Below are 23,716 nucleotides of genomic sequence, written 5' to 3' on the forward strand. Positions count from 1 at the left end.
CCTAGTTGAAAAGAGAATAGTGAAAGCAGGAAAGATATATTACCGGACATATAAAAAATGGTAATGGACTGCTTATGAGATAAAAGGGCTTAATTATATAAGGCCCTTTTATCATACACGGAAATACTTTAATGCGTTAAACTGACACATTGACTTGCTAAAGAATTGGTGTATCAGAACGGCTTATAATAGTGTACCGTTATAAAACCTAAAGGGGGAAAAACAGTATGAAGAGAGAGTCTTTTGGCTCACGCCTTGGTTTCATTCTGGTATCGGCGGGATGTGCCATTGGCATTGGAAATGTGTGGAAATTCCCATACATCTGCGGAGAATATGGAGGAGCAGCTTTTATTCTGATCTACTTATGTTTCCTGGTAATCCTGGGCATTCCGGTCCTGGTATCTGAGTTTGCGGTAGGACGTGGAAGCCACACGAGTGTTGCGAAATGTTTTGACAAACTGGCACCGGAGGGAAGCGGCTGGAAGCCGCTGAAATCCATCGGTATCATTGGATGTTACATGTTGATGATGTTTTACACTACAGTAGGCGGATGGATGCTTTATTATTGTGTAAAGAGTTTACGGGGAGATTTTGCAGGAGCATCTCCTGAGGCAGTGACACAGTCATTTTCCGATATGCTTGGAAATGCGCCGACGATGATGCTTTGGATGGTCATTATCTGTCTTATTGGATTCGCAGTCTGCTTCATGGGACTGCAGAACGGAATTGAGAAAATCTCTAAAGTAATGATGAGCGCGTTGCTGATCATTATGGTTGTTCTTGCTGTTCACTCCGTAATGATGGAAGGCGCAGGGGAAGGAATTAGTTTTTATCTGGTTCCTGATTTTCAGAAAATCAAGGATGCAGGAATCGGTAATGTAGTATTTGCTGCACTGAGCCAGTCATTCTTTACGTTATCCATTGGTATTGGTGCGATGTTGATTTTCGGAAGTTATCTGGATAAATCCAGAAGTCTGACAGGTGAAGCGGTAAGCATCACAATACTGGATACATTTGTAGCACTGACAGCAGGATTTATCATTATTCCGGCATGTTTCTCTTATGGAATCCAGCCAGATGCAGGTCCGAGTCTTATTTTTATCACTCTGCCCAATATTTTTGCAAAGATGAGCGGCGGTGCGTTATGGGGAAGTCTGTTCTTCCTGTTTCTGACATTTGCGGCAATTTCAACTATCATTGCCGTATTTGAGAACCTGATCGTATTTAATATGGAATTATTTGGATGGGATCGTAAGAAGAGTGTCGTTGTATGTGCGGTTCTGGTAGTAATCCTGAGTATTCCATGTGTACTTGGATTTAATGTACTTTCCGGATTCCAGCCGTTTGGTGATGGAAGTAACATCATGGATCTGGAGGACTTTATCGTTTCCAATAACCTTCTTCCGCTAGGAAGTCTTGGATACCTTCTGTTCTGTACAAGAAAGAATGGATGGGGATGGGATAACTTTATCGCAGAGGCGAACGCCGGCACCGGAATGAAGTTCCCGAAATCTCTGAAAGGTTATGTATCCTATGGAATTCCGGCGATCATTATCGTAATCTATCTGAAAGGATACTATGATAAATTCGCAGGCCTTGGAACAGGAGCGCTGGTTGGCTGGATGATCGTGGCACTGGTGTTGCTGGGATTTGTATTTTACTGCGCGATGGCGAAGAAGAAAGCGAAATAAGCAGATAGTAGTGGAATCAAATAAACAAAAGAGAATATGAAAAAAGATGCAGACTTGTCTGAAAAATAATCAGATATGCCTGCATCTTTTTATTTTGTAATATTTGCAATTGTTCACTGACACATTATTATTTTATGAATGTTTTACGTTATAATTATAAGAGAATGAAATGATTATGAGTTATGAAATGTTACTTGGTGTAGCTCCAAACTGTTTTCGATATGCACGGGAAAAAGTGCTATATTCAGAGAAACCGCTTTCTAATGCTGCTTTTGTTACCGGCATTCCTTCTGAAATCAGGGTTCGAGCCATGAGAAGCCGCTTATTTACGATATAGTTATGGAGTGTGAAGCCCGTTTCTTCTTTAAATTTTCGCATCAGATGATATTTGCTGATATAATACCTGGAGGCGAGATTGTCTACCGACAGATCTTCTTTCAGATTGTGGTTGATGTATTGCAGAATATCCGCAATCTGTGAATCAAAAGAGTATGATTTTCTGTCGAAAATATATTGCTTTTCCAGAAAAATACGGTTTACATAGATCATAAATTGCAGAAATAATGACTGAGCCAGAAGGTCTTTGGCAAATGCGTCGGATTTTGTGGCAGACTCTAATTCCAGAAGGATTTCTTTCAGCTTTTCCTGAAGAGAAGGGTGCAGACGAATCAGATTATAGCTGCGGTCGTTTGCTTTCTGGAAACATTTCAGAAGTTCCTGCCAGGGAATATCATTCTGAATCCAGAGAATGAAGCGTTCGTAGGGAACGGAAGCATCGATTTCCGGACGGTGGATCGCATGGCGGTCTACGAGCAGGATGTCCCATGGTCTAAGGTTGTAGGCTTTTCCTTCGATATGATAAGTAGCTTTTCCGGAGATAAAAATGACTACTTTATGAAAATCGTGATAGTGATAAGCAAATTCTTTTTTTGTCTGGTCTTTAATATGAAAAAGTCGGAACTGCTCATTAAGGTAGCCTGTTTTTTCTGATTGATAGAACTGTTCTGATAAGGTCATAGTTACCTCCAATCCTATAGAACTGTGTTTGCTATTGTTTTTGGGCAGTATTTATCATATCATTTAATGCAGGCAGGTGCAATCAATGAACGGAATTTCTGAGAAAACATGCTACAAAGATATTGACATTATTGAAAGATGATAGTATCATACAATTACAAAGTAATCGTAAAAACTTTGTAACTATTTCAAAATGGGGTAAAGAAATAGAAAACAGAACAGAGAGGAGTGATAACATCTGTAAGGCTGTTATATCAGAGAACTGATATAATGGTCTTTTTTTTATGTTTCTATGCAGACTGATAAAAAGTATAAAGAACTGAAAAAGATAATAAAAGTATAAAGGAAAAATGAAATGAGAGAGCATTTTTTGCAATGTAAGTCGCATTTTAATCCATATACATGGTAAAAATAATCGAATATAATAAGCCTATAGTAAGTAAAAGAAGAATATGACAGATTAGTAGAAAGTGATTTTGAAAGAAGATATTTGTGAGTGATAGATAAGGAGAGGGATGCGGCTATGGCAAATACAATTATTATGAGTAAATACCAGGGACTTGGAAATGATTATCTTATTCTGGATCCAAAGAGGAACAGGGTGCAGCTCCAGGGAAAGAAAGTTGCCCTTCTCTGCCAGAGAGGATTCGGATTGGGAGCAGACGGCGTGCTCTATGGACCGGTAGAGATTGAGGGAAAACTTGGGGTGCGTATTTACAATGCAGACGGAAGTGAGTCAGCAATCAGTGGAAATGGTGTGCGTATCTTTGCAAAGTATCTGATGGATCAGGGATATGTTACAGAGAAGAAATTTGACATTGAAACCTTGTCCGGTACAATTCAGGTAGAATGTCTGAACAGCCGTGCAACGGAATTTAAAGTAAATATGGGAAAACCATCGTTTATTTCCAGCGACATTCCGGTATCCGGTGAAGTCCGCGAAGTAATTAAGGAAGGGTTTATGTTCCATGGAAAAGAATATAAAGCTACCTGTCTGACAGTAGGAAATCCACATTGTATTATTTTTACAGATAATGTAAGTGCAGAAGCTGTCAGAAATCTGGGACCTTATGTGGAAAACGCGGATGAATTTCCGGAGAGAATGAACCTGCAGATCTGCCGCCAGATTGACAAAGGAAATCTGGATATCGAAATATGGGAAAGAGGTTCCGGTTATACAAAGGCATCCGGAACAGGAAGCTGTGCGGCAGCGGCTGCGGCATATAAATTGGGACTTGTGGAATCCCGCATTAATGTAAACCAGCCTGGCGGAATGATTCAGATTGATATTGAAGAGGACGGAACAATCTACATGACAGGTACGGTCGGATATATTGCAGATATGAGTGTGGCGGAGAGCTTTTTCTCATAAAAATCAAAAAATTTTATAGAGTTGCCTATAGCCCGCAGTAAAGATTTTGTTACTGTTCACATCTACTATCCCGCGAGGCGTTTTGGCATGAATATGCCAAAATCCCGAGACATACGGCGCGAATTTCTGCGATTAGCATAAATTCTGTGCATCGCGAGGCGTATTACTGAGAGCGGAGTGAACAGTAATAAGATTTGTGCTGCGGATAATTCTTTATTTGTATTTTGATGGAAGATATGCTATTATTTTAAACGAGTCAAACAGCGTAATGGAAACTGTTTGCAGGGTTATCGACAAGTGGCGGAACGAATTACAAGTGTTCGTCTGTTATACTTGTCTGAACAGAAAATCCAGTCGGATATCGTAAAAATCTGACAAAGAATATTTATATTTAAAAATAAGAAAGTGGGTGAAGCTGTGGTTGAATTAGACCAGTTCAAGAGCATTCTTGCAACTTATACAGAACCATTAGTGGAAGTGAGGGATTCACTTTGACCTCGCTAACAAAGAGCAGAAGGTCGAAGAATTAGAGCGCGAGATGGAAGCGCCTGATTTCTGGGATGACGCAGAAGTTTCCCAGAAGAAAATGAAAGAATTAAAAGACATGAAAGATGACATGGAGACTTATCAGAATCTGATTACCCAGATGGAAGATATGGAAACCATGATTGAGATGGGATATGAGGAAAATGATCCTGCACTGATTCCTGAGATTCAGGAGATGCTGGATGAATTCCAGAAGGATTTCGACAATATCCGTATCAAGACACTTCTTTCCGGAGAATATGACAGTGAGAACGCCATCATCAAGTTAAATGCAGGTGCAGGCGGAACAGAAGCCTGTGACTGGTGCGGCATGCTTTATCGTATGTACAGCCGCTGGGTAGATAAGAAAGGTTTCAGTCTGGAAGTGCTGGATTATCTGGATGGTGATGAAGCAGGCATTAAATCTGTTACATTCCAGGTAAACGGAACAAATGCTTATGGTTATCTGAAGTCAGAGAAAGGAGTTCACCGTCTTGTGCGTATCTCTCCTTTTAATGCGGCAGGTAAACGCCAGACTTCTTTCGTATCCTGCGATGTTATGCCGGATATCAAGAAGGATCTGGATGTAGAGATCAATGATGACGATATCCGTATCGATACTTACCGAAGCAGTGGTGCCGGCGGTCAGCATATCAATAAGACATCATCTGCCATCCGTATCACACATTTCCCGACCGGAATCGTGGTACAGTGTCAGAATGAACGTTCTCAGCATATGAATAAAGATAAAGCAATGCAGATGCTGAAAGCGAAGCTGTATCTTCTTAAGCAGCAGGAAGCAGAGGAGAAACTTTCCGGTATCCGTGGAGAGGTAACTGATATCGGATGGGGAAATCAGATCCGTTCTTATGTCATGCAGCCATATACTATGGTCAAGGATCATCGTACAAACGAGGAGACCGGAAATGTGGATGCAGTGCTTGACGGCGGAATCGATATCTTTATCAATGCATATCTGAAATGGATCGCGCTGAAGAAATAAAACATTAGAAAAGGCTGTCCCGGATTACGACAGCCTTTTTCGCGTTGTATAAATAGTTGAGCGTTTTATGGTGATTTGTAGATATATTATGCGATGTAGGAAATACAGATGAGATAATCTGTTTATGCAGAAACATATTTCTTGCGTATTTTTGTCCATTGTGATAAGATATCCATTATATGAAAACAAATGTCTTTAAGAAACGGACAGGTAAATTGATATGCAGAAACAAGTATCAGAAAAAAAGAAATATTTTGTAGTAAGGGAACGCGCGGTTCCGGAAGTGCTGTTAAAGGTCGTGGAAGCCAAGAAGCTTCTTGATTCCGGCAAGGTGGACACTGTGCAGGATGCGGCAGAGCGCACAGGAATCAGCAGGAGTTCTTTTTATAAATACAAAGATGATATTTTTCCATTTCATGAAGAAACCAGGGGAAAGACAATCACCTTTATCATCCAGATGGATGATGAACCGGGGCTTTTGTCGGTTGTCCTGCAGACAATTGCACGGTTTCATGGAAACATTCTTACCATTCATCAGAGCATTCCGATCAACGGAATTGCCACACTTACTTTGAGCGTGGATATTCTTCCGGGAGAGGGAGATGCGGAAGCAATGGTTGAGACAATTGAACAGAATGAAGGAATTCACTATCTGAAAATACTAGGCAGGGAGTAAAGGAAAATGATCAATGTAGCAATTTTAGGATATGGCACAGTTGGAAGCGGTGTATTTGAAGTATTAAACACAAACAAAGAGAGCATTACAAGACGTGCCGGAGAGGAACTTAACGTAAAATATGTCCTGGATCTTCGTGATTTCCCGGGACAGCCGGTAGAAGAGGTTCTGGTTCATGATTATGAGCAGATTGTGAATGATCCGGAAGTGGATATCGTAGTAGAGGTTATGGGCGGTGTAGAGCCGGCTTATACTTTTGTAAAGAAAGCACTTCTGGCAGGAAAGAATGTATGTACCTCCAATAAAGCTCTGGTTGCAAAACATGGCCGCGAACTGATGGATATCGCGAAAGAAAAGAGCATTAACTTCTTATTCGAGGCAAGCTGCGGCGGCGGAATCCCGATCATCCGTGTGATCAATTCTTCTCTTACAGGAGATGAGATCGATGAAGTGACAGGTATCCTGAACGGAACAACCAACTACATGCTTTATAAGATGAATACAGAAGGCTGCGAGTTTGATACGGTATTAAAAGAAGCACAGCAGAAAGGATATGCAGAAGCAGATCCTACCGCAGACGTAGAAGGATATGATGCATGCCGTAAGATTGCGATTCTTTCTTCTCTTGCCTATGAGAGATATTTTGATTTCGAAGATATTTATACAGAGGGAATCACAAAGATCACACCGGAAGATATGGAATATGCTGCGAAACTTGGCAGAACTATCAAACTTCTTGGAACCAGCCGCAGACTGGCAGACGGAACCTGTTATGCAATGGTAGCACCGTTTATGCTCGGTCAGAACAGCCCTCTTTACAGTGTAAATGATGTGTTTAATGCAGTATTTGTACATGGAAATATGCTTGGAGATGCCATGTTCTATGGAAGCGGTGCAGGTAAACTTCCTACAGCAAGTGCTGTAGTTGGTGATATTGTGGATGCTGCCAAACATCTCCATGTTAACATTGTGACAAACTGGAACAGTACTCCGGCAGTATTGAAACCACTGGATGAAGTGACAGGAAAGTTTTTTGTGAGAATCAAAAAAGAAGCAGCAGAAAAAGTGAAGAAGGTATTTGGTGATGTTGAGATCATCAGCCTGGGACAGCTTCCACAGGAATGTGCATTTATCACTGATGAAATGACACAGGGAGAATTTGAAGAGAAGCTGACTCAGATCGGGGATCAGGTACTTGCAAAGATTAGAGTAAAAGATTGATAAACTGACAGATTTCGTGTATCATATAGTGTGCCTGATAAGGTGGACGCTGATACAAAACTTCAGATAAATATTTGTACAGTGATTACTGTAAACAGAACAGGAAAGGGAAGATATGAGAAGCTTCTCTTTCCTGTAAACTTATTATGGAGGAAGCAAAAAGATGTTAATTGTCAAGAAATTTGGCGGTACATCGGTTGCAAATAAAGAACGTATCTTTAATGTTGCCAACCGCTGTATAGAGGAGTACAGAAAGGGAAATGACGTGGTAGTTGTTCTGTCTGCGATGGGCAAATATACAGACGAACTGATTACGATGGCGAAGGATATTAATGAGAAACCGCCGAAAAGAGAGATGGATATGCTCTTTACGATCGGTGAGCAGATGTCCGTTGCTTTGATGGCAATGGCGATGGACAAGCAGGGAGTTCCTGCTGTTTCCCTGAATGCATTTCAGGTTGCCATGCATACAACAAGTGCTCACGGAAATGCACGTTTAAAGAGAATTGATACAGAGCGTATCAGAAGAGAACTGGATAGTAAGAAGATTGTAGTTGTTACCGGCTTCCAGGGAGTTGACAAGTATGATGATTATACAACTCTTGGAAGAGGCGGTTCTGATACAACAGCAGTTGCGCTCGCGGCAGCTCTTCATGCAGATGCGTGTGAAATCTATACAGATGTAGACGGTGTTTATACAGCAGATCCGCGTAAGGTTCCGAAAGCAAGAAAGCTCAAAGAGATCACTTATGATGAAATGCTTGATCTTGCGACTCTCGGAGCAGGTGTACTTCACAACCGTTCTGTAGAGATGGCTAAGAAATATGGTGTGCCGCTTGTGGTACGTTCAAGTTTGAATAACAGCGAAGGAACCGTGGTAAAGGAGGAAGTTACAGTGGAGAGAATGTTGATCAGCGGTGTTGCTCTGGATACAGATGCAGTGAGAATCGCAGTAATCGGATTAAAAGATGAGCCGGGTGTGGCTTTTAAATTATTTGATACCCTTGCAAAGAAGAATATTAATGTAGATGTTATTCTGCAGTCTATCGGACGTGCAGGCAAGAAGGATATTTCCTTTACTGTAGACGGAAATGACCTGGATGATGCTGTTGCAACTCTGGATGCAAATCAGGCAAGACTTGGATATGCAGAACTGCATTCTGAGAGAAATATTGCGAAGCTTTCCATCGTAGGAGCAGGAATGATGAGCAATCCTGGAGTAGCTGCGAAGATGTTTGAGAGCCTTTACAATGAAGGTGTAAATATCAACATGATCTCCACGTCTGAGATCCGTGTGACAGTTTTGATCAATGAAAAAGATGGTGTGCGTGCGATGAATGCAGTGCATGATGCATTTAATCTGGCAGACTGATATAGGAGAATTTGATGACACAGAGACGTGAATTAAAAAGATATGCAAAACAGGCAATGTCAGGCAAATATGGAACGCTTATCCTGGCATTTGTTGTGGTGCAGGCGCTGGCGCTGATCAGCAGCATGCTGTCCTCCGCGCTGTTTCCGGGCGAGGAAACACTTGACCTTGTATTGGGATATGCATTTACATTTATTCTGACATTGCTGATTAATGTGATATCGGCAGGATTGAATTATATGTATCTGAATATTGCAAGAGGAAAAGCATATTCACTAAATGATTTGATCTATTTTTATAAACATCACCCGGACAGAGTGATCGTTGCTACTTTTTTCCTGGCAGTGATTAACTTGCTTACCATGTTGCCATATACCATTTATGGAAACATGAATACACCGGCTGAAGGTGCTTCTCTGGAGACGCAGATTACCTGGATGTATACAAGTATTTTCCTGATGCTTGTGGGAATGATCGTTTATCAGATTTTGTCTATTCCGCTGGAAATGACATATTATATTCTGGCGGACAAACCGGAACTGAAGGGAACAGATGCTCTGAAAGAAAGTATCGAAATGATGCAGGGAAACTTTGGAAGATATCTGATGCTTAAGATAAGTTTTATTCCGCTGATGTTCCTTTCTGTCTTTACATTTTATATTGCACTTTTGTGGGTACTGCCTTATATGATCATGACAGAAACCATGTTTTATCGTGATCTGACAGGAGAACTCACTGCACAGAAACAGGAAGAGGAACGTAATGCACAGGAATTCGTAAATCCGATGTTTGGCGGAACATTTGGGGAAAATCAGCAAAATCAGCAGCAGTTCTGGAGTGTGACAGGTGATTCATCAGTGGCTTCGGATGAGAACAAAGAAGTGCAGAATAATGCAGCAAGTGAGAATACCCAGGATAGTTTGTATGGTTCTGTGGAAAATAATAGAACGACACAGGATAACCCATATGATTCTTCAGAGAGTAAAGAAGTACAGGACAGCCTGCAGAGTCAGACAACTCCGGAAGAGGAAGAAGATAACGAACCAAAACCATGGGATGAATACTTCAATAGCTTGAAATAAAATCATAATATGAAAGACCTTTAACTGGCACAATGTAAAAATGTTGATAAAGGTCTTTTTTTATTTTTATTAATTTGGTTTTACTGAATTTTCTCATTTATAATGGTGGAAAAAACTTATACGTAAATGGTATAATAGGAATAATTGCTGGTAGTATAAATATATTTGAGAAAGGTTTTTACAATTATGAACACAAATGAAATCAGTGGAAAACGTCAGATGGAGTTTCTGGCGGAGTTTGATTATATCAGAGAGGCAGGAAGTGTAGGAGAGGAAAAAGCAGCAACGATTATTCAGGAAACATTGAATAGTTTTGGTGTGGAGAATCATCTGGAAGAGTTTTGTTTTGAAACTTTTCAGGTAAAAAAGGCGAAGCTTACGATAACGGAACCATATGCAAAAGAATACATCGTAACCGGATATGGAAGATGTGCCAATACAGATGAGAATGGACGGAATGCATCTTTTTTGTATGTGGAGAATGCTGATGAGATCAGCCTCGCAAATGCCAGAGGGAAAATTGTTATGGTAAATGACCCGGTAAGAAAGGAACTGTACCAGAAACTGGTGAAAGCAGGTGTAGCCGGTTTTATAAGTATTGTCGGTTCCCCATTGGACGAGGGCGTAGATTTGACACCGCGTGCATACAGCTTACCGAAGAATCTGCCAGGTGAAGAGAAAAAAGCAGCCGGGAAAGAAGCGGCAAATTATGACAATAGAATTCCGGGTGTAAGCATTCATTATAAAGATGCTGTCGAATTAGTGACAAGAGGGACGGCTAGGGCCTGCCTGTCTGTAGAACAGGAGACAGTGGCACGTACATCCCGAAATGTAGTGGCACGAATCAAAGGAACAGATAAAGCAGAGGAGATCCTGACTCTTACTGCACACTATGATTCCGTACCAGAGGGACCTGGTGCTTACGATAATATGTCCGGTGCCGCGATCATCATGGAACTTTGCAGATATTTCAAAGAACACAGACCACGCAGAACAATGGAATTCGTATGGTTTGGCGCAGAAGAGAAAGGTCTGCTGGGAAGTCAGAATTATATCAAAATTCATGAAAATGAACTTTCGGCACATCGTTTTAACATGAATGTAGATCTTGCCGGACAGCTTGTAGGCGGAACTGTGGCAGGTGTCACCGGTGATGCATCTGTCTGCAGTATACTCACATATATGGCTCATGAAATCGGTATCGGAATGTCAACGAAGAACCAGATATGGGGAAGTGATTCCAATACTTTTGCATGGAAAGGCATTCCTGCCATGACTCTGAACAGAGATGGGTTTGGCATGCATACCCGTCACGATACCATTGCACTGCTGTCAGACTGGTCACTGGAGAGAAGTGCAGTTTTGCTCGGTTATATTGCAGACAGACTGGGAAATATTGAAAGCTTTCCGTTTGAACGGAAAGTGCCGGAAGAATTTATTGCACAGCTTAATGAATATTTTGGGTAATTTACTTTTTATACGCTGTTATTCTGTGGGATTTTGACATATGTATGCCAAAATCCCGCACTTGACAAATTACCGCCAGATTGATACCCTATCACAAGAGCGTTTTTTATGCTATGGAAGAAAAACAATGTGGATGCAAGGGTCGATTACACGCATCTGCATTCTGAAAAGCAACAAGAGGAGATAAAAAATTAATGGATATTATTCAGGCAATTACACAGGAACTGAAAGTGGAGAAATGGCAGGTAGAAGCCGCAGTCAAATTAATTGACGAGGGCAACACCATCCCATTTATTTCCCGATACAGAAAAGAAGCAACAGGTTCTCTTAATGATGAGCAGCTTCGTACTCTTTCAGAGAGACTCACTTATTTAAGAAACCTGGAAGATAAGAAGAATCAGGTATTAAAGAGTATTGAAGATCAGGGCAAACTGACAGAAGAACTGAAGAAACAGATCCTGGATGCACAGACACTGGTAGTAGTAGAGGACTTATACAGACCATACCGCCCGAAACGCCGTACACGTGCGACAATCGCAAAGGAAAAAGGTCTGGAGCCATTGGCAGATATTATCCTTCTGCAGATGACAGATAAACCGGTAGAAGAGGAAGCCAAAGCATATATTTCTGAAGAAAAAGGCGTTAAGAATGTAACTGAGGCATTAAACGGAGCGAAAGATATCATTGCAGAGCGTATTTCTGACGAAGCGGATTATCGTATCTATATCCGTAACCTGACCACAAAGAACGGAAGCATTTCTTCTACAGCAAAGGATGCAGATGCACAGTCAGTATACGAGATGTATTATGAATTCGAAGAGCCAATCAAGAAACTGGCAGGACATCGTATCCTAGCATTAAACCGCGGAGAAAAGGAGAAATTTATCACTGTAAAGGTAAATGCTCCGGAAGAAGATATTCTCCGTTACCTGAACAAGAGAATCATTATAAAAGACAACCCAAATACAACATCAATCCTGAAAACTGTAGTAGAGGATAGCTACAAGCGTCTTATCGGACCTGCAATCGAAAGAGAAATCCGCAGCGACCTCACGGATAAGGCAGAAGACGGTGCAATCCATGTATTTGGCAAGAACCTGGAACAGCTTCTGATGCAGCCTCCAATCGCCGGAAAGGTCGTACTTGGATGGGACCCTGCGTTCCGTACAGGATGTAAGCTGGCTGTTGTAGATGCAACAGGCAAAGTTCTGGACACTACAGTTGTTTATCCGACAGCACCGACAACAGAGAAGAAAATCCGTGCTGCCAAGGATACAGTAGAGGGAATGATCGAGAAATACGGCGTTTCTCTTATTTCAGTAGGAAATGGTACTGCGTGTCGTGAATCTGAGCAGGTAATCGTAGATATGCTCAAAGAAATTCCGGAGAAGAAGGTACAGTACGTGATTACAAATGAAGCAGGTGCATCTGTTTACTCTGCAAGTAAACTTGCTACAGAAGAATTCCCGAACTTTGATGTAGGACAGAGAAGTGCGGCTTCTATCGCAAGACGTGTGCAGGATCCGCTTGCTGAACTTGTAAAAATCGATCCGAAATCTATCGGTGTAGGTCAGTATCAGCATGATATGAATCAGAAGAAACTGGATGAAGCATTAAGCGGTGTCGTAGAAGACAGCGTAAATAAAGTCGGTGTTGATTTAAACACGGCATCGGCATCTCTGTTAGAGTATATTTCCGGTATCAGCAAAGCAATCGCCAAGAATATCGTAGCTTACAGAGAAGAGAACGGACAGTTTACAGACAGAAAAGAACTTCTCAAAGTTGCAAAATTAGGACCGAAAGCATTTGAACAGTGCGCAGGTTTCATGCGTATTTCCGGTGGAAAGAATCCGCTGGATGCGACAAGTGTACATCCTGAGAGTTATGAAGCAGCAGCGGCACTCCTTAAGAAACTTGGATATAAACCAAATGATGTTGTGGCAGGAAATCTGCTTGGACTTTCCCTGCAGGTAAGAGATTACAAAAAGATGGCAAACGAACTGGGAATCGGTGAGATCACACTTCGTGACATCGTGAAAGAACTGGAAAAACCGGCACGTGACCCGCGTGATGATATGCCGAAGCCGATCCTTCGCTCCGATGTACTGGAGATGAAAGACTTAAAAGAAGGAATGGTTCTCAAAGGAACAGTCCGTAATGTTATTGATTTTGGTGCATTCGTAGATATCGGAGTTCACCAGGACGGTCTGGTACACATTTCTGAGATGACAGAGAGATTTATCAAACATCCTCTCGAAGCAGTAAGTGTAGGAGATATCGTAGATGTACGAGTTATCGGGGTTGATATGAAGAAGAAACGTATCAGCTTATCTATGAAGGGATTAAATAAATAATGTTACTGTTCACTGCGTTCTCAGTAACACGCTTCGCGATGCACAGAATTTATGCTATTCGCATAAATTCGCGCCGTATGTTTCGGGTTTTCTGTGACCTTCGCTCACAAAAAACACCTCGCGGGACATTGCCAGTGAATAGTAACTAAATAATACTGAGAAAAAACAGGGATTGTGCACAGCAGATATAAAAAATCTGCTGGCACAATCCCTGTTTATTCTGTCTCACGATGTGAGGTGAGATGTTCTTCAAGACTGCGGGCAGCGATGCTCTGCGGTCTTTTTACGTTGCGGATCAGACAGATTTTTCGCTCCGGAAGAGGTTCCTCGATAGGAATCTGCACGATTTTGCCCCTCGCGATATGCTCAGCGGCAAGTTCTTCCGGAAAGAATCCGATTCCCAGGTTATGCTGTACCATAGGAAAAATCTGGTCTGTTGTTGCCACTTCCATATCCGGCGAGAAGGGAAGATTATGGCGCATGAAGTACTGCGTATATAATTCCCTTGTACTGGTGCCCGGTGCGATTCCAATCAGGGGGATATCCTGCAAGTCCTGCAGACGGTGTTTTCTGGAGGCAATTTCTGCATATTCCTCTCCGCCGATAAGAATCTCCCGGAAAGAATACAGAGGAACTCTCTGGAGAGGCTTCTTCAGCGCAACAGGAGTAGTGACTACTGCAAAGTCTACCAGTCCGTTTTCCAGAGCCTGGACTGCCTGCGGTGTGGAATGATTGGAAATTCTAAGCTTCACATGTGGATAATGATGGTGAAAAACTTCCAGTTCATTCAGCAGAAACAGGCGCAGTGCGATTTCGCTGGCTCCGATATTGACAAGTCCACTCTCCAGCCCTTTGTCCTTGAGAAGTTCATTTTCACCGGATACAAGCTGTTCTATTGCAATAGAAACGTGTTCAAAAAGACGCTCGCCCTCAATTGTCAGCTGTACTCCACGATTAGAACGGATAAAAAGTTTGCATCCCAGGTCGTTCTCAAGGATATTCATACAGCGGGTGATGTTGGGCTGATTATTTCCCATAACGTCGGCTGCTTTGGAAAAGCTCTTGTACTGAGCTACATAATAAAAAATACGATAATAATCAAGAATCATAATACAGTCGGCTCCTTATGCTATATAAAAATAGAATATCTGATATAGAAAAATAACGTTTGTATATCAATGTGTGAATCAGTATAATACGACTGGGTCAAAAAATCAATATAAAAGTCCTGACAATAGGACGAAGACCGTTACTGAGAACGAAGTGAACAGTAATCGAAGACCAAAAGGAAAGGGAGATTACCGAATATGACAACAGCAAATAAGACAATTAAGATTAATGACGTAGAGGCGGCAAAAAAACTGGTCTGTGCGGCAGTCAGATGTCCATTTGATATTGACATTGTATCTAAAGGAAAAATTTTTATTGATGCCAAATCTATTCTCGGAGTATTAAGCCTTGGTGTGGAAGAACCTCTGGAACTTAAATATGATGGCTATGATGAGGATTTTGAATCAGTGATCGCAGGTCTGGCATGTTAAGATTAAAGAAAGGAATCCGCAGGTGCAGATGACATCTACAAATCTTCTATATATTTATGTGATTATCATTAATGTAGTTACATTTTTTATCTATGGCTTGGATAAAAGCAAGGCAAAAGCCGGACAGTGGCGCATACCGGAAGCGCAGCTGATATTTCTGGCGGTGATCGGAGGATCGGTGGGAGCTCTGGCCGGTATGAAGGTATTTCATCATAAAACAAGAAAGCCGAAATTTAAGATAGGAGTTCCGGTAATACTGATTATTCAACTTATTATTTATTTTTTGTTTTCGGGAAATGAGGGGATTATTCTGCACTTATAGCAATCCTCATAAATAATGCATATTGATTTTAGCTCATCAGAGCGTGAAATCCTGTGTCAGTAAAGCGGATATATTGTCCGCTTTCTTTTTTGTCCGGATTATGACATTGCTATAGGCGGATAAAATTGATTGTTACAGAGAATGAGGTATGTTATGCTACTCTTATATAAGAATTGCGGGGGCTGCAAAGCAGTGAAGTAATTCGTAGATATCAAGTCAGGGGAAAGATGTCTTTTAACCCTGATATCATATGAAAAGATGTCTGTTAAGTGAAAGAAGGGCAAAAAATAATACATGACAGAAATATAAAAAATATAAGAGAGCAGGTGAAAAATATTGGAACAGGAAATTCAGGAGGCAAAAAGTTTATATTACAGCTATAAACAGTATTTTTCAGACTATCTTCCGGATTTGACGAAACTGGGGCTGAAAGTAGTAATGGCATTGCTGGTATTTGTGGGCGGGCGCAAAGTGATCCAGTGGTTTGTTTCTTTCATAAAGAAGTCCATGGAGCGTGCGTCTGTAGACAAAGGTGTGATCCAGTTTACAGGGTCGCTGCTGAGAATTGTACTTTACATTTTGCTGGTATTTAGCATTGCCACTCATTTTGGCGTAAAGGAATCCTCTATTGCGGCACTGCTTGGTACTGCAGGTGTAACGGTAGGTCTTGCATTGCAGGGCGGTCTTGCAAATATCGCAGGCGGGATCATGCTTCTGATCTTCAAACCATTTCAGGTTGGGGATTATATCATTATCGCACAGCAGAATGAGTGTGAAGGAACTGTATACAAAATAGAAATCTGTTATACAACTCTGATTTCCATAGATAACAAACACATTGTAATCCCAAATGGAACGCTGTCCGGCAGCATTATTACAAACGTAACTGCCAGAGATCTTCGTAAGCTGGAGATCAAAGTAGGAATTTCTTATGATTCAGACATTAAGAAAGCAAAAGTAATCCTGGAAGAAATCCTTCATAATGATGAAGATACGAAAGACGACCAGGGAATGGTGGTGTTTGTAGATGAGCTTGGAGAGAACGCAGTGGTCATGGGCCTGCGTGTGTGGGTGGCTACGGAGAAATACTGGCCTGCCAGGTGGCGGCTTAATGAACTGATCAAAGAAGCATTCGATGCAAACGGAATTGAAATCCCGTACAATCAGCTACAGGTTCATGTGAAGAAACAGATCTGATAATAGCCAAATAATACCAAACAAGAATAAATAATCCTTAATTCATAGTGATTTGTACCAATTTCATTGTCAAATATTGGTATAATACCACCAAAATAATATAAAATACGACAAAATAATTGACAATACGACAACAGATTGCTATACTGGAGTCAAGTTAAACAACAAAGTGTTTTTATGAAGATGCAAAGGCGCATGTAAGTAAATGGATTGCTGCACGATTTTTATACATTGCAAAGATGCAAAAATATAAAAACACTTTTTTTGTACCCCAAATTAACTTCGTGATTGTAACTAAGTAACAATGTACAGAAAGAAAAGGAGAGAAAACTATGAAAATGTACAAAAAAGTTATGGCAGCAGCTCTTGCAGGAGTAATGACAGTTTCCATGTCCGCTACAGCATTTGCAGCAGATGATGACGGCTATATTCTCAAAGCCACAAATGAAGATTCCAAATCATCCGACAATGATCTGGTGATCGCAATCGAAGGAAGCGTAAGCTCCATGGACCCGGCAAACATTCCGGATACAAACGCAATCTCCGCTACACGTGGTGTATACGAGACACTGGTTTCTTTTGATGAGAACCAGGAATTAACAGGCAAACTTGCTGAATCATGGGAAGTTTCCGATGACTCTCTTACTTATACTTTCAAACTTCGTCAGGGTGTTAAATTCCAGGACGGAACAGACTTCAATGCAGCAGCAGTTAAAGCAAACTACGATCGTGTAGTTAACAAAGACAACAACCTTCGTCAGAGAAGAACATTTATCGTAACTAACGAAGACGGATCTGAAACACCTCGTGTAGACAGCATTGAAACACCGGATGATTACACACTGGTTATCAAACTGACACAGGCATGGGCACCATTTATCAACCGTATGACACAGTTCTGTATCATCAGCCCTGCAGCTCTTGAAGAGTATGGCAATGATATCATGAACCATCCATGCGGAACCGGCCCATATGTATGTACAGAATGGGAAGAAGGCGACCACACAAGCTTCGAGCGTAATGATGATTACTGGGGAGACAAACCGGGCGTTGACACTGTAACAATCAAAGAAGTTCCGGAAGCAGGTGCACGTACAGCTATGCTTCAGACAGGTGAAGCAGATTTCATCTATCCTACACCATCTGACCAGATTGAAGCAATCAAAGGAACAGACGATGTAAACATCCTTACAACAGACTCCAACATCATGAGATATGTAACTCTGAACATGGATCTGGAACAGCTTTCTGATGTAAAAGTACGTCAGGCTATGAACTATGCAATCGACAAAGATGCATACATCCAGTTAATGTATTCCGGATACGGGAAACCGGCTACATCCGTAGTTCCATCTATCATCGGTGGATATGAAGAACAGGAAGCTTACACATATGATGTAGACAAAGCAAAAGAACTTATGAAAGAAGCCGGATACGAAGACGGATTCAAACTTACTCTGTGGGGCGATAACACAACACAGGAAATCAAAGGTATGACATTTATTTCCCAGCAGCTTGCTCAGATCGGTATCGAAGTTGACGTTCAGCCAATGGAGCCTGCAACTGTAAGTGACAAGATTTATGTTGACAAAGAAGATGCTGAGATCAATATGTGGTATGTAAACTGGTCTGCATCTGACTTCACAATGGATGGTTCTTTACGTTCCCTGCTTTACAGCACAATGTGCCCTCCGACAAGTGCAAACACAGCATACTTCAATGACGCTGATTTTGATAAAGATATGGACGAAGGTCTTGCAACAGCTAACGAGGAAGAGCAGGCTAAATACTATGGTGATGCTCAGAAGATTGCATGGGAAGCATGCCCATGGTTATTCCTTGGCAATGACCAGATCATCTATTCTACAAAATCTTATCTGTCTGGCGTATATGTATCTCCGGACGGAGCATTTAACTTCGCAAATGCAACTTTAGCACAGTAAGTAATGGGGTTGAGAACAGGCTGCGAAGAACATAAATCTGGCTGTCTGATCTGAAATTGCAGCAATTCCATAAAAATACTGCCGATACGGCAGTGTGAATACAGGACAAAGATGTTCGAACCGGAGAACTGCCATAAGATTTACTATGGCAGTTCTCTGGCTATAAAGCATCAAATATAAATAACAGGTAAGAAAATAATAAGGAGGAAAAATATGGGACGTTATTTAGGTAAACGTTTGGCAAGCACGATCCCGCTGCTTCTGGTTATCTCATTCGTAGTATTTATGTTTATCCATATGATTCCAGGTGATCCGGCAAGACTGGTAGCCGGTCAGGATGCAACAAAGGAAGATGTGGCAGTTGTACGTGAACAGCTGGGACTGGATGAGCCATTACTTGTACAGTATGGTAAATATATGAAAGGTCTTTTTACAGGAGATCTGGGAAGCTCTATCAAAAACGGTAAAACTGTAGTAGAGACAATCGCACCAAGACTGAAACCAACTATCATGCTGACATTCTCATCCATGATATGGGCTGCAATCATCGGTATTGCAATCGGTATCATCGCTGCCGTATTTCATGGCAGAATTCTTGATTATGTAGGTATGATCATAGCAATCGCAGGTATATCTGTTCCAAGCTTCTGGTTAGGTCTGGAATTGATTCAGCTTTTTTCAGTAAGCCTGGGATGGCTTCCAACCAGTGGACTGGAAACCTGGAAGAGCTATATTCTTCCATCACTTACAATGGGAGCAGGAATCATGGCCGTACTTGCCAGATTCTCCAGATCTTCCATGCTTGAGACCATGCGTGAGGACTATGTGCGTACCGCACGTGCCAAAGGTCTTTCTGAATCACTGGTTGTTATGCGTCATGCATTTAAGAATTCTCTGATCGAGATCGTAACAGTAGCCGGACTTCAGATCGGTGGTCTCCTTTCCGGATCTGTTATGGCAGAGACGGTATTTTCCATCCCCGGACTTGGACGTCTTCTGGTAGACTCCATCCAGATGAGAGATTACAAAGTTGTTCAGGCATTACTTCTGTTCTTTGCTACAGAATATATCCTGATCAACCTGATCGTAGATGTTCTTTATGGCGTGATTAACCCAAGAGTACGTTATGAATAGAGGAGGAGAGAAGATGGCAGATAAGAACACAACATCAAACATTAACCTTGCTGCTGCCGAAGAACTCCCTAAGGCACAGAGCAAGTTCAAAGAATTTGTCAAGAAATTCATGAAGAGAAAAACAGCAGTGATTTCTCTGGCATTTATAGTTTTTATTATCTTAATGGCAATCATCGGACCGTATGTAGTTCCGTATGATCCGCAGGCACCGGATTACACAGCTATGATGCAGGGGCCAAGCGCAGCCCACATCTGGGGAACCAATGAATACGGACAGGATGTTTTCTCCCGTCTGATGGTTGGTACCAGACTTTCTCTTACATGCGCGCTGACAGCGACGATCATCGGTACGGCTATCGGTGTTGTTCTCGGACTGATCGCAGGTTTCTACGGCGGAATTATCGATTCCCTGATTATGAGATGCTGTGACGTACTTTTCGCTTTTCCTGATATCCTGCTGGCTATCGCAGTCGTTGCCATCATTGGACAGGGAATGGTAAATGTTATGATCGCGGTTGCGGTATTTACAGTGCCGTCCTTCGCACGAATCATACGAAGCGCTACGATTTCCGTAAAGCAGGCTCCTTATGTAGAGGTTGCCCGTTCCCTGGGATGCTCAAACACAAGAATCCTGTTTGTACATATTTTCCCTGGTACGATTCAGTCCATGATCGTTAACTTTACCATGCGTGTAGGTACTGCGATCCTTGCTGCATCATCCTTAAGCTTCCTGGGATTCGGTGCAAACGTTACAGAGCCTGACTGGGGTTCCATGCTTTCCACAGGACGTAACTATCTGAACACAGCTCCTCACATGGTACTGTTCCCTGGTATTCTGATCTTCCTTACAGTTCTGGCATTCAACCTGCTGGGCGACGGTCTCAGAGATACCCTGGATCCAAAGATGAACTAGGAGGAAGAAACCATGGCAGAAAAATTATTAGAAGTAAAGAACCTCCGTACGGAGTTTAAAAGAGATAAAACATGGGTGACAGCAGTTAATAATGTAAGCTTCTCCATTCAGCCGGGTGAAATTCTTGGTCTGGTAGGAGAGTCCGGATGCGGTAAATCCGTAACTTCCCTCTCCATTATGAAACTTCTGGCACGAAACAGTAAGATTTCCAACGGTGAGATCCTGCTTAATGGCAAGGATCTTCTCAAAGAAGATAAAAAAGGCATGAGAAAGATCAGAGGACGTGAAGTTGCCATGATCTTTCAGGAGCCGATGAACTCTCTGAACCCATGTATGAGAATTGAGAAACAGTTGACAGAAGCAATCCTGCTCCATAACAATTTCTCAAAAGAAGAAGCGCACAACAGAGCATTCGAAGTACTGAAATCAGTAGGTATCCCTGAACCGGATATGACATTAAAGAGTTATCCGCACCAGCTTTCCGGCGGTATGTGTCAGCGTGTTATGATCGCTATGGCAATGTCCTGTGAGCCGGAGCTTCTCATCGCGGACGAGCCGACTACAGCCCTTGACGTTACCATTCAGGCACAGATTCTGGAACTGATGGAGGACATCAGGGCAAAGAAGAATACAGGCATTCTGATGATCACACATGACCTTGGTGTTGTCGCTGAAATGTGTTCCAGAGTTGTTGTTATGTATGCCGGCCGAATCGTAGAAGAAGCGCCTGTGCAGGAACTTTTTGCAGATCCGAAACATCCATATACACAGGGGCTGATCGGTTCTGTGCCGAAACTTGGAAGCGGTGTGGAATCTCTTCCGTCCATTCCGGGAAGCGTACCGGACCTGTCTGTAATGCCGAAAGGATGTAAGTTTGCACCGAGATGTAAATATGCAATGGACATCTGTCATCAGCAGGAACCGGAGCTTGCAGATATCAACGAAGCAGGTACCAGAAAATGCAGATGCCATCTGCTCAACAAAACCGGAAAGGAGGCGTAACCTGTGAGCGAGCCGTTATTATCAGTAAAGAATATGAAGAAAACATTCCAGGCAAACGGAGGAATGTTCAGCAAGAAGAAATTTGTCCATGCGGTAAATGACGTATCTTTTGATATTTATCCAGGCGAGACTTTCTCTCTGGTAGGAGAGTCCGGATGTGGTAAATCCACGACAGGTAAACTGATCGATCATCTGATCACACCTGACTCCGGTGAAATCTGGTTTGAGGGAAAAGAAATCTCCAAACTTTCAGAGAAAGAAATGCGCCCGTTACGTTCAGATATCCAGATGGTTTTCCAGGATCCATACGGTTCCCTGAATCCGAGAATGAAAGTTCAGGATCTCATCGGTGAGCCACTTCTGATTCACACAAATATGAGTGCAGGAGAGCGCCTTAAGAAAGTACATGAACTTCTCGGCACTGTAGGATTAAGCCCGTCTCATGGAGAGCGTTACCCGCATGAATTTTCCGGTGGTCAGCGTCAGCGTATCGGAATTGCCAGAGCACTGACTGTACAGCCAAAGCTTATCATCGCAGATGAGCCGGTATCTGCCCTTGATGTTTCTATCCAGGCGCAGGTATTAAATCTTCTGCAGCAGTTACAGAAAGACTTTAATCTTACCTATCTGTTCATTTCCCATGACCTGAGCGTCGTTGAAATGATTTCAGACAGAATCGGTGTCATGTATCTTGGCACGATCGTAGAGACAGCACCGAAGAAAGAACTTTATGCAAACCCGAGACATCCATATACAAGAGCACTTCTCTCCGCAGTTCCGATCCCGGATCCGGAAGTGAAGAAAGAGCGTATTACTCTGAAAGGTGACCTTCCAAGTCCGAGTAATCCGCCGAGTGGCTGTCTGTTCCACACACGTTGTCCGCATTGTACAGAAAAATGTAAGACACAGGTGCCGACACCTGCTGAAATTGCACCGGGTCATATTGTAAAATGTCATTATCCGGAACTTACAGAATAGGAATTCCGAAATAACAATATCACACCTGGAGATGAACAGTGAAGAAAACAGGATTCACTGAGAGATACAGGTCATTATGAATGGATGAGGAAAGAGGGGCTATGTTTACTGAGGAAAGACAAAGCGCAATAGAGAATTGTCTTCGTGAAAACGGAAAAGTCAAGGTTAAGGAATTGAGTGAAATCTTTCAGGTCACAGAAGACTGTATCCGAAAAGATCTTAAGATTCTTGAAAACGCCGGTAAGTTAAAGAGAACCTACGGCGGTGCAATCCTTTCACAGGATTATCCGCTGAAAAGAGACGTAGTAGACAGACGCCAGTTTAACCTTGACAAAAAGAGAACAATTGCAGCCAAAGCATTTAAACTGATTAAGAATAACGAAACGATTTTCCTTGATATTTCTACCACAAATATCGAACTGGCAAAGCTTCTTGCCACGTCAAATATGCGTGTGGTAGTGGTGAGCAATATGATAGATATCCTGCAGATCCTTGCCACAAATCCGTCTATTACTGCAATCGGTACAGGGGGAACAATGTACCAGACAGTAAACGGATTTATGGGAGCTGCAACGATAGAAGTGATTAAGCAGTATAGCTTTGACCGTGCATTTATAGGAAGCTGCGGTGTGGATATGACTGATTGTGCAATTACTACATTGGGGGTAGAGGACGGATTGACAAAGAAAGCAGCCGTGTACAGCAGCAGACATAAATATGTTGTTATGGAAAGGGATAAATTCTATTTCAACGATTCCTATAAATATGCATACTTTGATGATATCAGCGGAATTGTTACGGATGAATTTCCAGATGATACGATCGTGAGTACACTGGAGAGAGCAGGGGTGAAATTGTTCTGATACAGGTAAGTCTTCGGGGGACTTATCTGATCTGGTTAAATCA

Annotated in this window: 20 protein-coding genes; 18 read left to right on the plus strand and 2 right to left on the minus strand. The window is 42.0% G+C overall.

Going from position 1 to position 23,716, the window contains the following annotated elements; translation table 11 throughout:
• Positions 1–227 precede the first annotated feature (227 nt).
• Positions 228–1,691 (plus strand): sodium-dependent transporter, encoded by a 1,464-nt coding sequence (locus WKT11_RS10785; protein WP_117674248.1) that lies wholly within the window; start codon positions 228–230, stop codon positions 1,689–1,691.
• A 180-nt stretch (positions 1,692–1,871) separates the two neighbouring features.
• Here WKT11_RS10785 and WKT11_RS10790 read toward each other — a convergent pair whose 3' ends face one another.
• Positions 1,872–2,708 (minus strand): helix-turn-helix domain-containing protein, encoded by an 837-nt coding sequence (locus tag WKT11_RS10790; RefSeq protein ID WP_117674249.1) that lies wholly within the window; start codon positions 2,706–2,708, stop codon positions 1,872–1,874.
• Between the two features lie 523 nt (positions 2,709–3,231).
• On the opposite strand from WKT11_RS10790, the gene dapF reads away from it, so the two are divergent.
• The 8 genes from dapF (at position 3,232) to WKT11_RS10830 (ending at position 13,780) form a co-directional block, all read left to right on the plus strand.
• Complete coding sequence (dapF, locus tag WKT11_RS10795; RefSeq protein WP_117674250.1) at positions 3,232–4,080, plus strand: diaminopimelate epimerase; 849 nt, start codon at positions 3,232–3,234, stop codon at positions 4,078–4,080.
• A 417-nt stretch (positions 4,081–4,497) separates the two neighbouring features.
• A protein-coding gene (gene prfB / locus WKT11_RS10800; protein WP_117674251.1) for a peptide chain release factor 2 occupies positions 4,498–5,608 on the plus strand; the annotation gives its coding sequence in 2 pieces (ribosomal slippage) (positions 4,498–4,572 and positions 4,574–5,608; 1,110 coding nt in all).
• Between the two features lie 220 nt (positions 5,609–5,828).
• Positions 5,829–6,284, plus strand: coding sequence for an ACT domain-containing protein (locus tag WKT11_RS10805; protein ID WP_117674252.1), 456 nt, complete (start codon positions 5,829–5,831; stop codon positions 6,282–6,284).
• 6 nt (positions 6,285–6,290) lie between these two features.
• Positions 6,291–7,505: a homoserine dehydrogenase gene (locus WKT11_RS10810; protein ID WP_117674253.1), complete on the plus strand. Its 1,215-nt coding sequence runs from the start codon at positions 6,291–6,293 to the stop codon at positions 7,503–7,505.
• A gap of 163 nt (positions 7,506–7,668) precedes the next feature.
• The gene (locus tag WKT11_RS10815; RefSeq protein ID WP_117674254.1) at positions 7,669–8,877 is read left to right on the plus strand and encodes an aspartate kinase; all 1,209 of its coding nucleotides are present in this window, start codon (positions 7,669–7,671) and stop codon (positions 8,875–8,877) included.
• 14 nt (positions 8,878–8,891) lie between these two features.
• A complete protein-coding gene (locus WKT11_RS10820) occupies positions 8,892–9,959 on the plus strand; it encodes a DUF975 family protein (RefSeq protein WP_117845058.1) in 1,068 nt (355 codons plus the stop codon).
• Positions 9,960–10,145: 186 nt separating this feature from the next.
• A complete protein-coding gene (locus WKT11_RS10825; RefSeq protein ID WP_117845056.1) occupies positions 10,146–11,426 on the plus strand; it encodes a M28 family metallopeptidase in 1,281 nt (426 codons plus the stop codon).
• A 194-nt stretch (positions 11,427–11,620) separates the two neighbouring features.
• Entirely contained in the window at positions 11,621–13,780 is a 2,160-nt protein-coding gene (locus tag WKT11_RS10830) for a Tex family protein (RefSeq protein ID WP_117674257.1), read from the plus strand.
• Positions 13,781–13,995: 215 nt separating this feature from the next.
• Here the strand turns inward: WKT11_RS10830 and WKT11_RS10835 are convergent, their stop codons facing one another.
• Complete coding sequence (locus WKT11_RS10835; RefSeq protein WP_117674258.1) at positions 13,996–14,889, minus strand: LysR family transcriptional regulator; 894 nt, start codon at positions 14,887–14,889, stop codon at positions 13,996–13,998.
• Between the two features lie 198 nt (positions 14,890–15,087).
• On the opposite strand from WKT11_RS10835, the gene WKT11_RS10840 reads away from it, so the two are divergent.
• From WKT11_RS10840 to WKT11_RS10880, 9 genes are all read left to right on the plus strand, one after another.
• Entirely contained in the window at positions 15,088–15,321 is a 234-nt protein-coding gene (locus WKT11_RS10840) for an HPr family phosphocarrier protein (RefSeq protein WP_117845054.1), read from the plus strand.
• A gap of 28 nt (positions 15,322–15,349) precedes the next feature.
• On the plus strand, positions 15,350–15,643 hold the full coding sequence (locus tag WKT11_RS10845; RefSeq protein ID WP_181993279.1) for a DUF1294 domain-containing protein: 294 nt from the start codon (positions 15,350–15,352) through the stop codon (positions 15,641–15,643).
• A gap of 336 nt (positions 15,644–15,979) precedes the next feature.
• Positions 15,980–16,840, plus strand: coding sequence for a mechanosensitive ion channel family protein (locus WKT11_RS10850; RefSeq protein WP_117845050.1), 861 nt, complete (start codon positions 15,980–15,982; stop codon positions 16,838–16,840).
• Between the two features lie 332 nt (positions 16,841–17,172).
• Positions 17,173–18,783: an ABC transporter substrate-binding protein gene (locus WKT11_RS10855; RefSeq protein ID WP_181991543.1), complete on the plus strand. Its 1,611-nt coding sequence runs from the start codon at positions 17,173–17,175 to the stop codon at positions 18,781–18,783.
• A gap of 213 nt (positions 18,784–18,996) precedes the next feature.
• Positions 18,997–19,917 (plus strand): ABC transporter permease, encoded by a 921-nt coding sequence (locus tag WKT11_RS10860; protein WP_117845048.1) that lies wholly within the window; start codon positions 18,997–18,999, stop codon positions 19,915–19,917.
• A 13-nt stretch (positions 19,918–19,930) separates the two neighbouring features.
• Entirely contained in the window at positions 19,931–20,830 is a 900-nt protein-coding gene (locus WKT11_RS10865; RefSeq protein WP_020993648.1) for an ABC transporter permease, read from the plus strand.
• Positions 20,831–20,842: 12 nt separating this feature from the next.
• The gene (locus WKT11_RS10870; RefSeq protein WP_022380021.1) at positions 20,843–21,832 is read left to right on the plus strand and encodes an ABC transporter ATP-binding protein; all 990 of its coding nucleotides are present in this window, start codon (positions 20,843–20,845) and stop codon (positions 21,830–21,832) included.
• A gap of 3 nt (positions 21,833–21,835) precedes the next feature.
• Positions 21,836–22,810 carry an ABC transporter ATP-binding protein gene (locus tag WKT11_RS10875; protein WP_117674263.1) on the plus strand — a complete coding sequence of 325 codons (975 nt, stop codon included), beginning with the start codon at positions 21,836–21,838 and terminating at the stop codon, positions 22,808–22,810.
• A gap of 80 nt (positions 22,811–22,890) precedes the next feature.
• Positions 22,891–23,673: a DeoR/GlpR family DNA-binding transcription regulator gene (locus tag WKT11_RS10880; protein ID WP_340284282.1), complete on the plus strand. Its 783-nt coding sequence runs from the start codon at positions 22,891–22,893 to the stop codon at positions 23,671–23,673.
• Positions 23,674–23,716: the final 43 nt, after the last annotated feature.

The organism is Blautia sp. HCN-1074, from assembly GCF_037890165.1.
GTDB lineage: Bacteria > Bacillota > Clostridia > Lachnospirales > Lachnospiraceae > Blautia_A.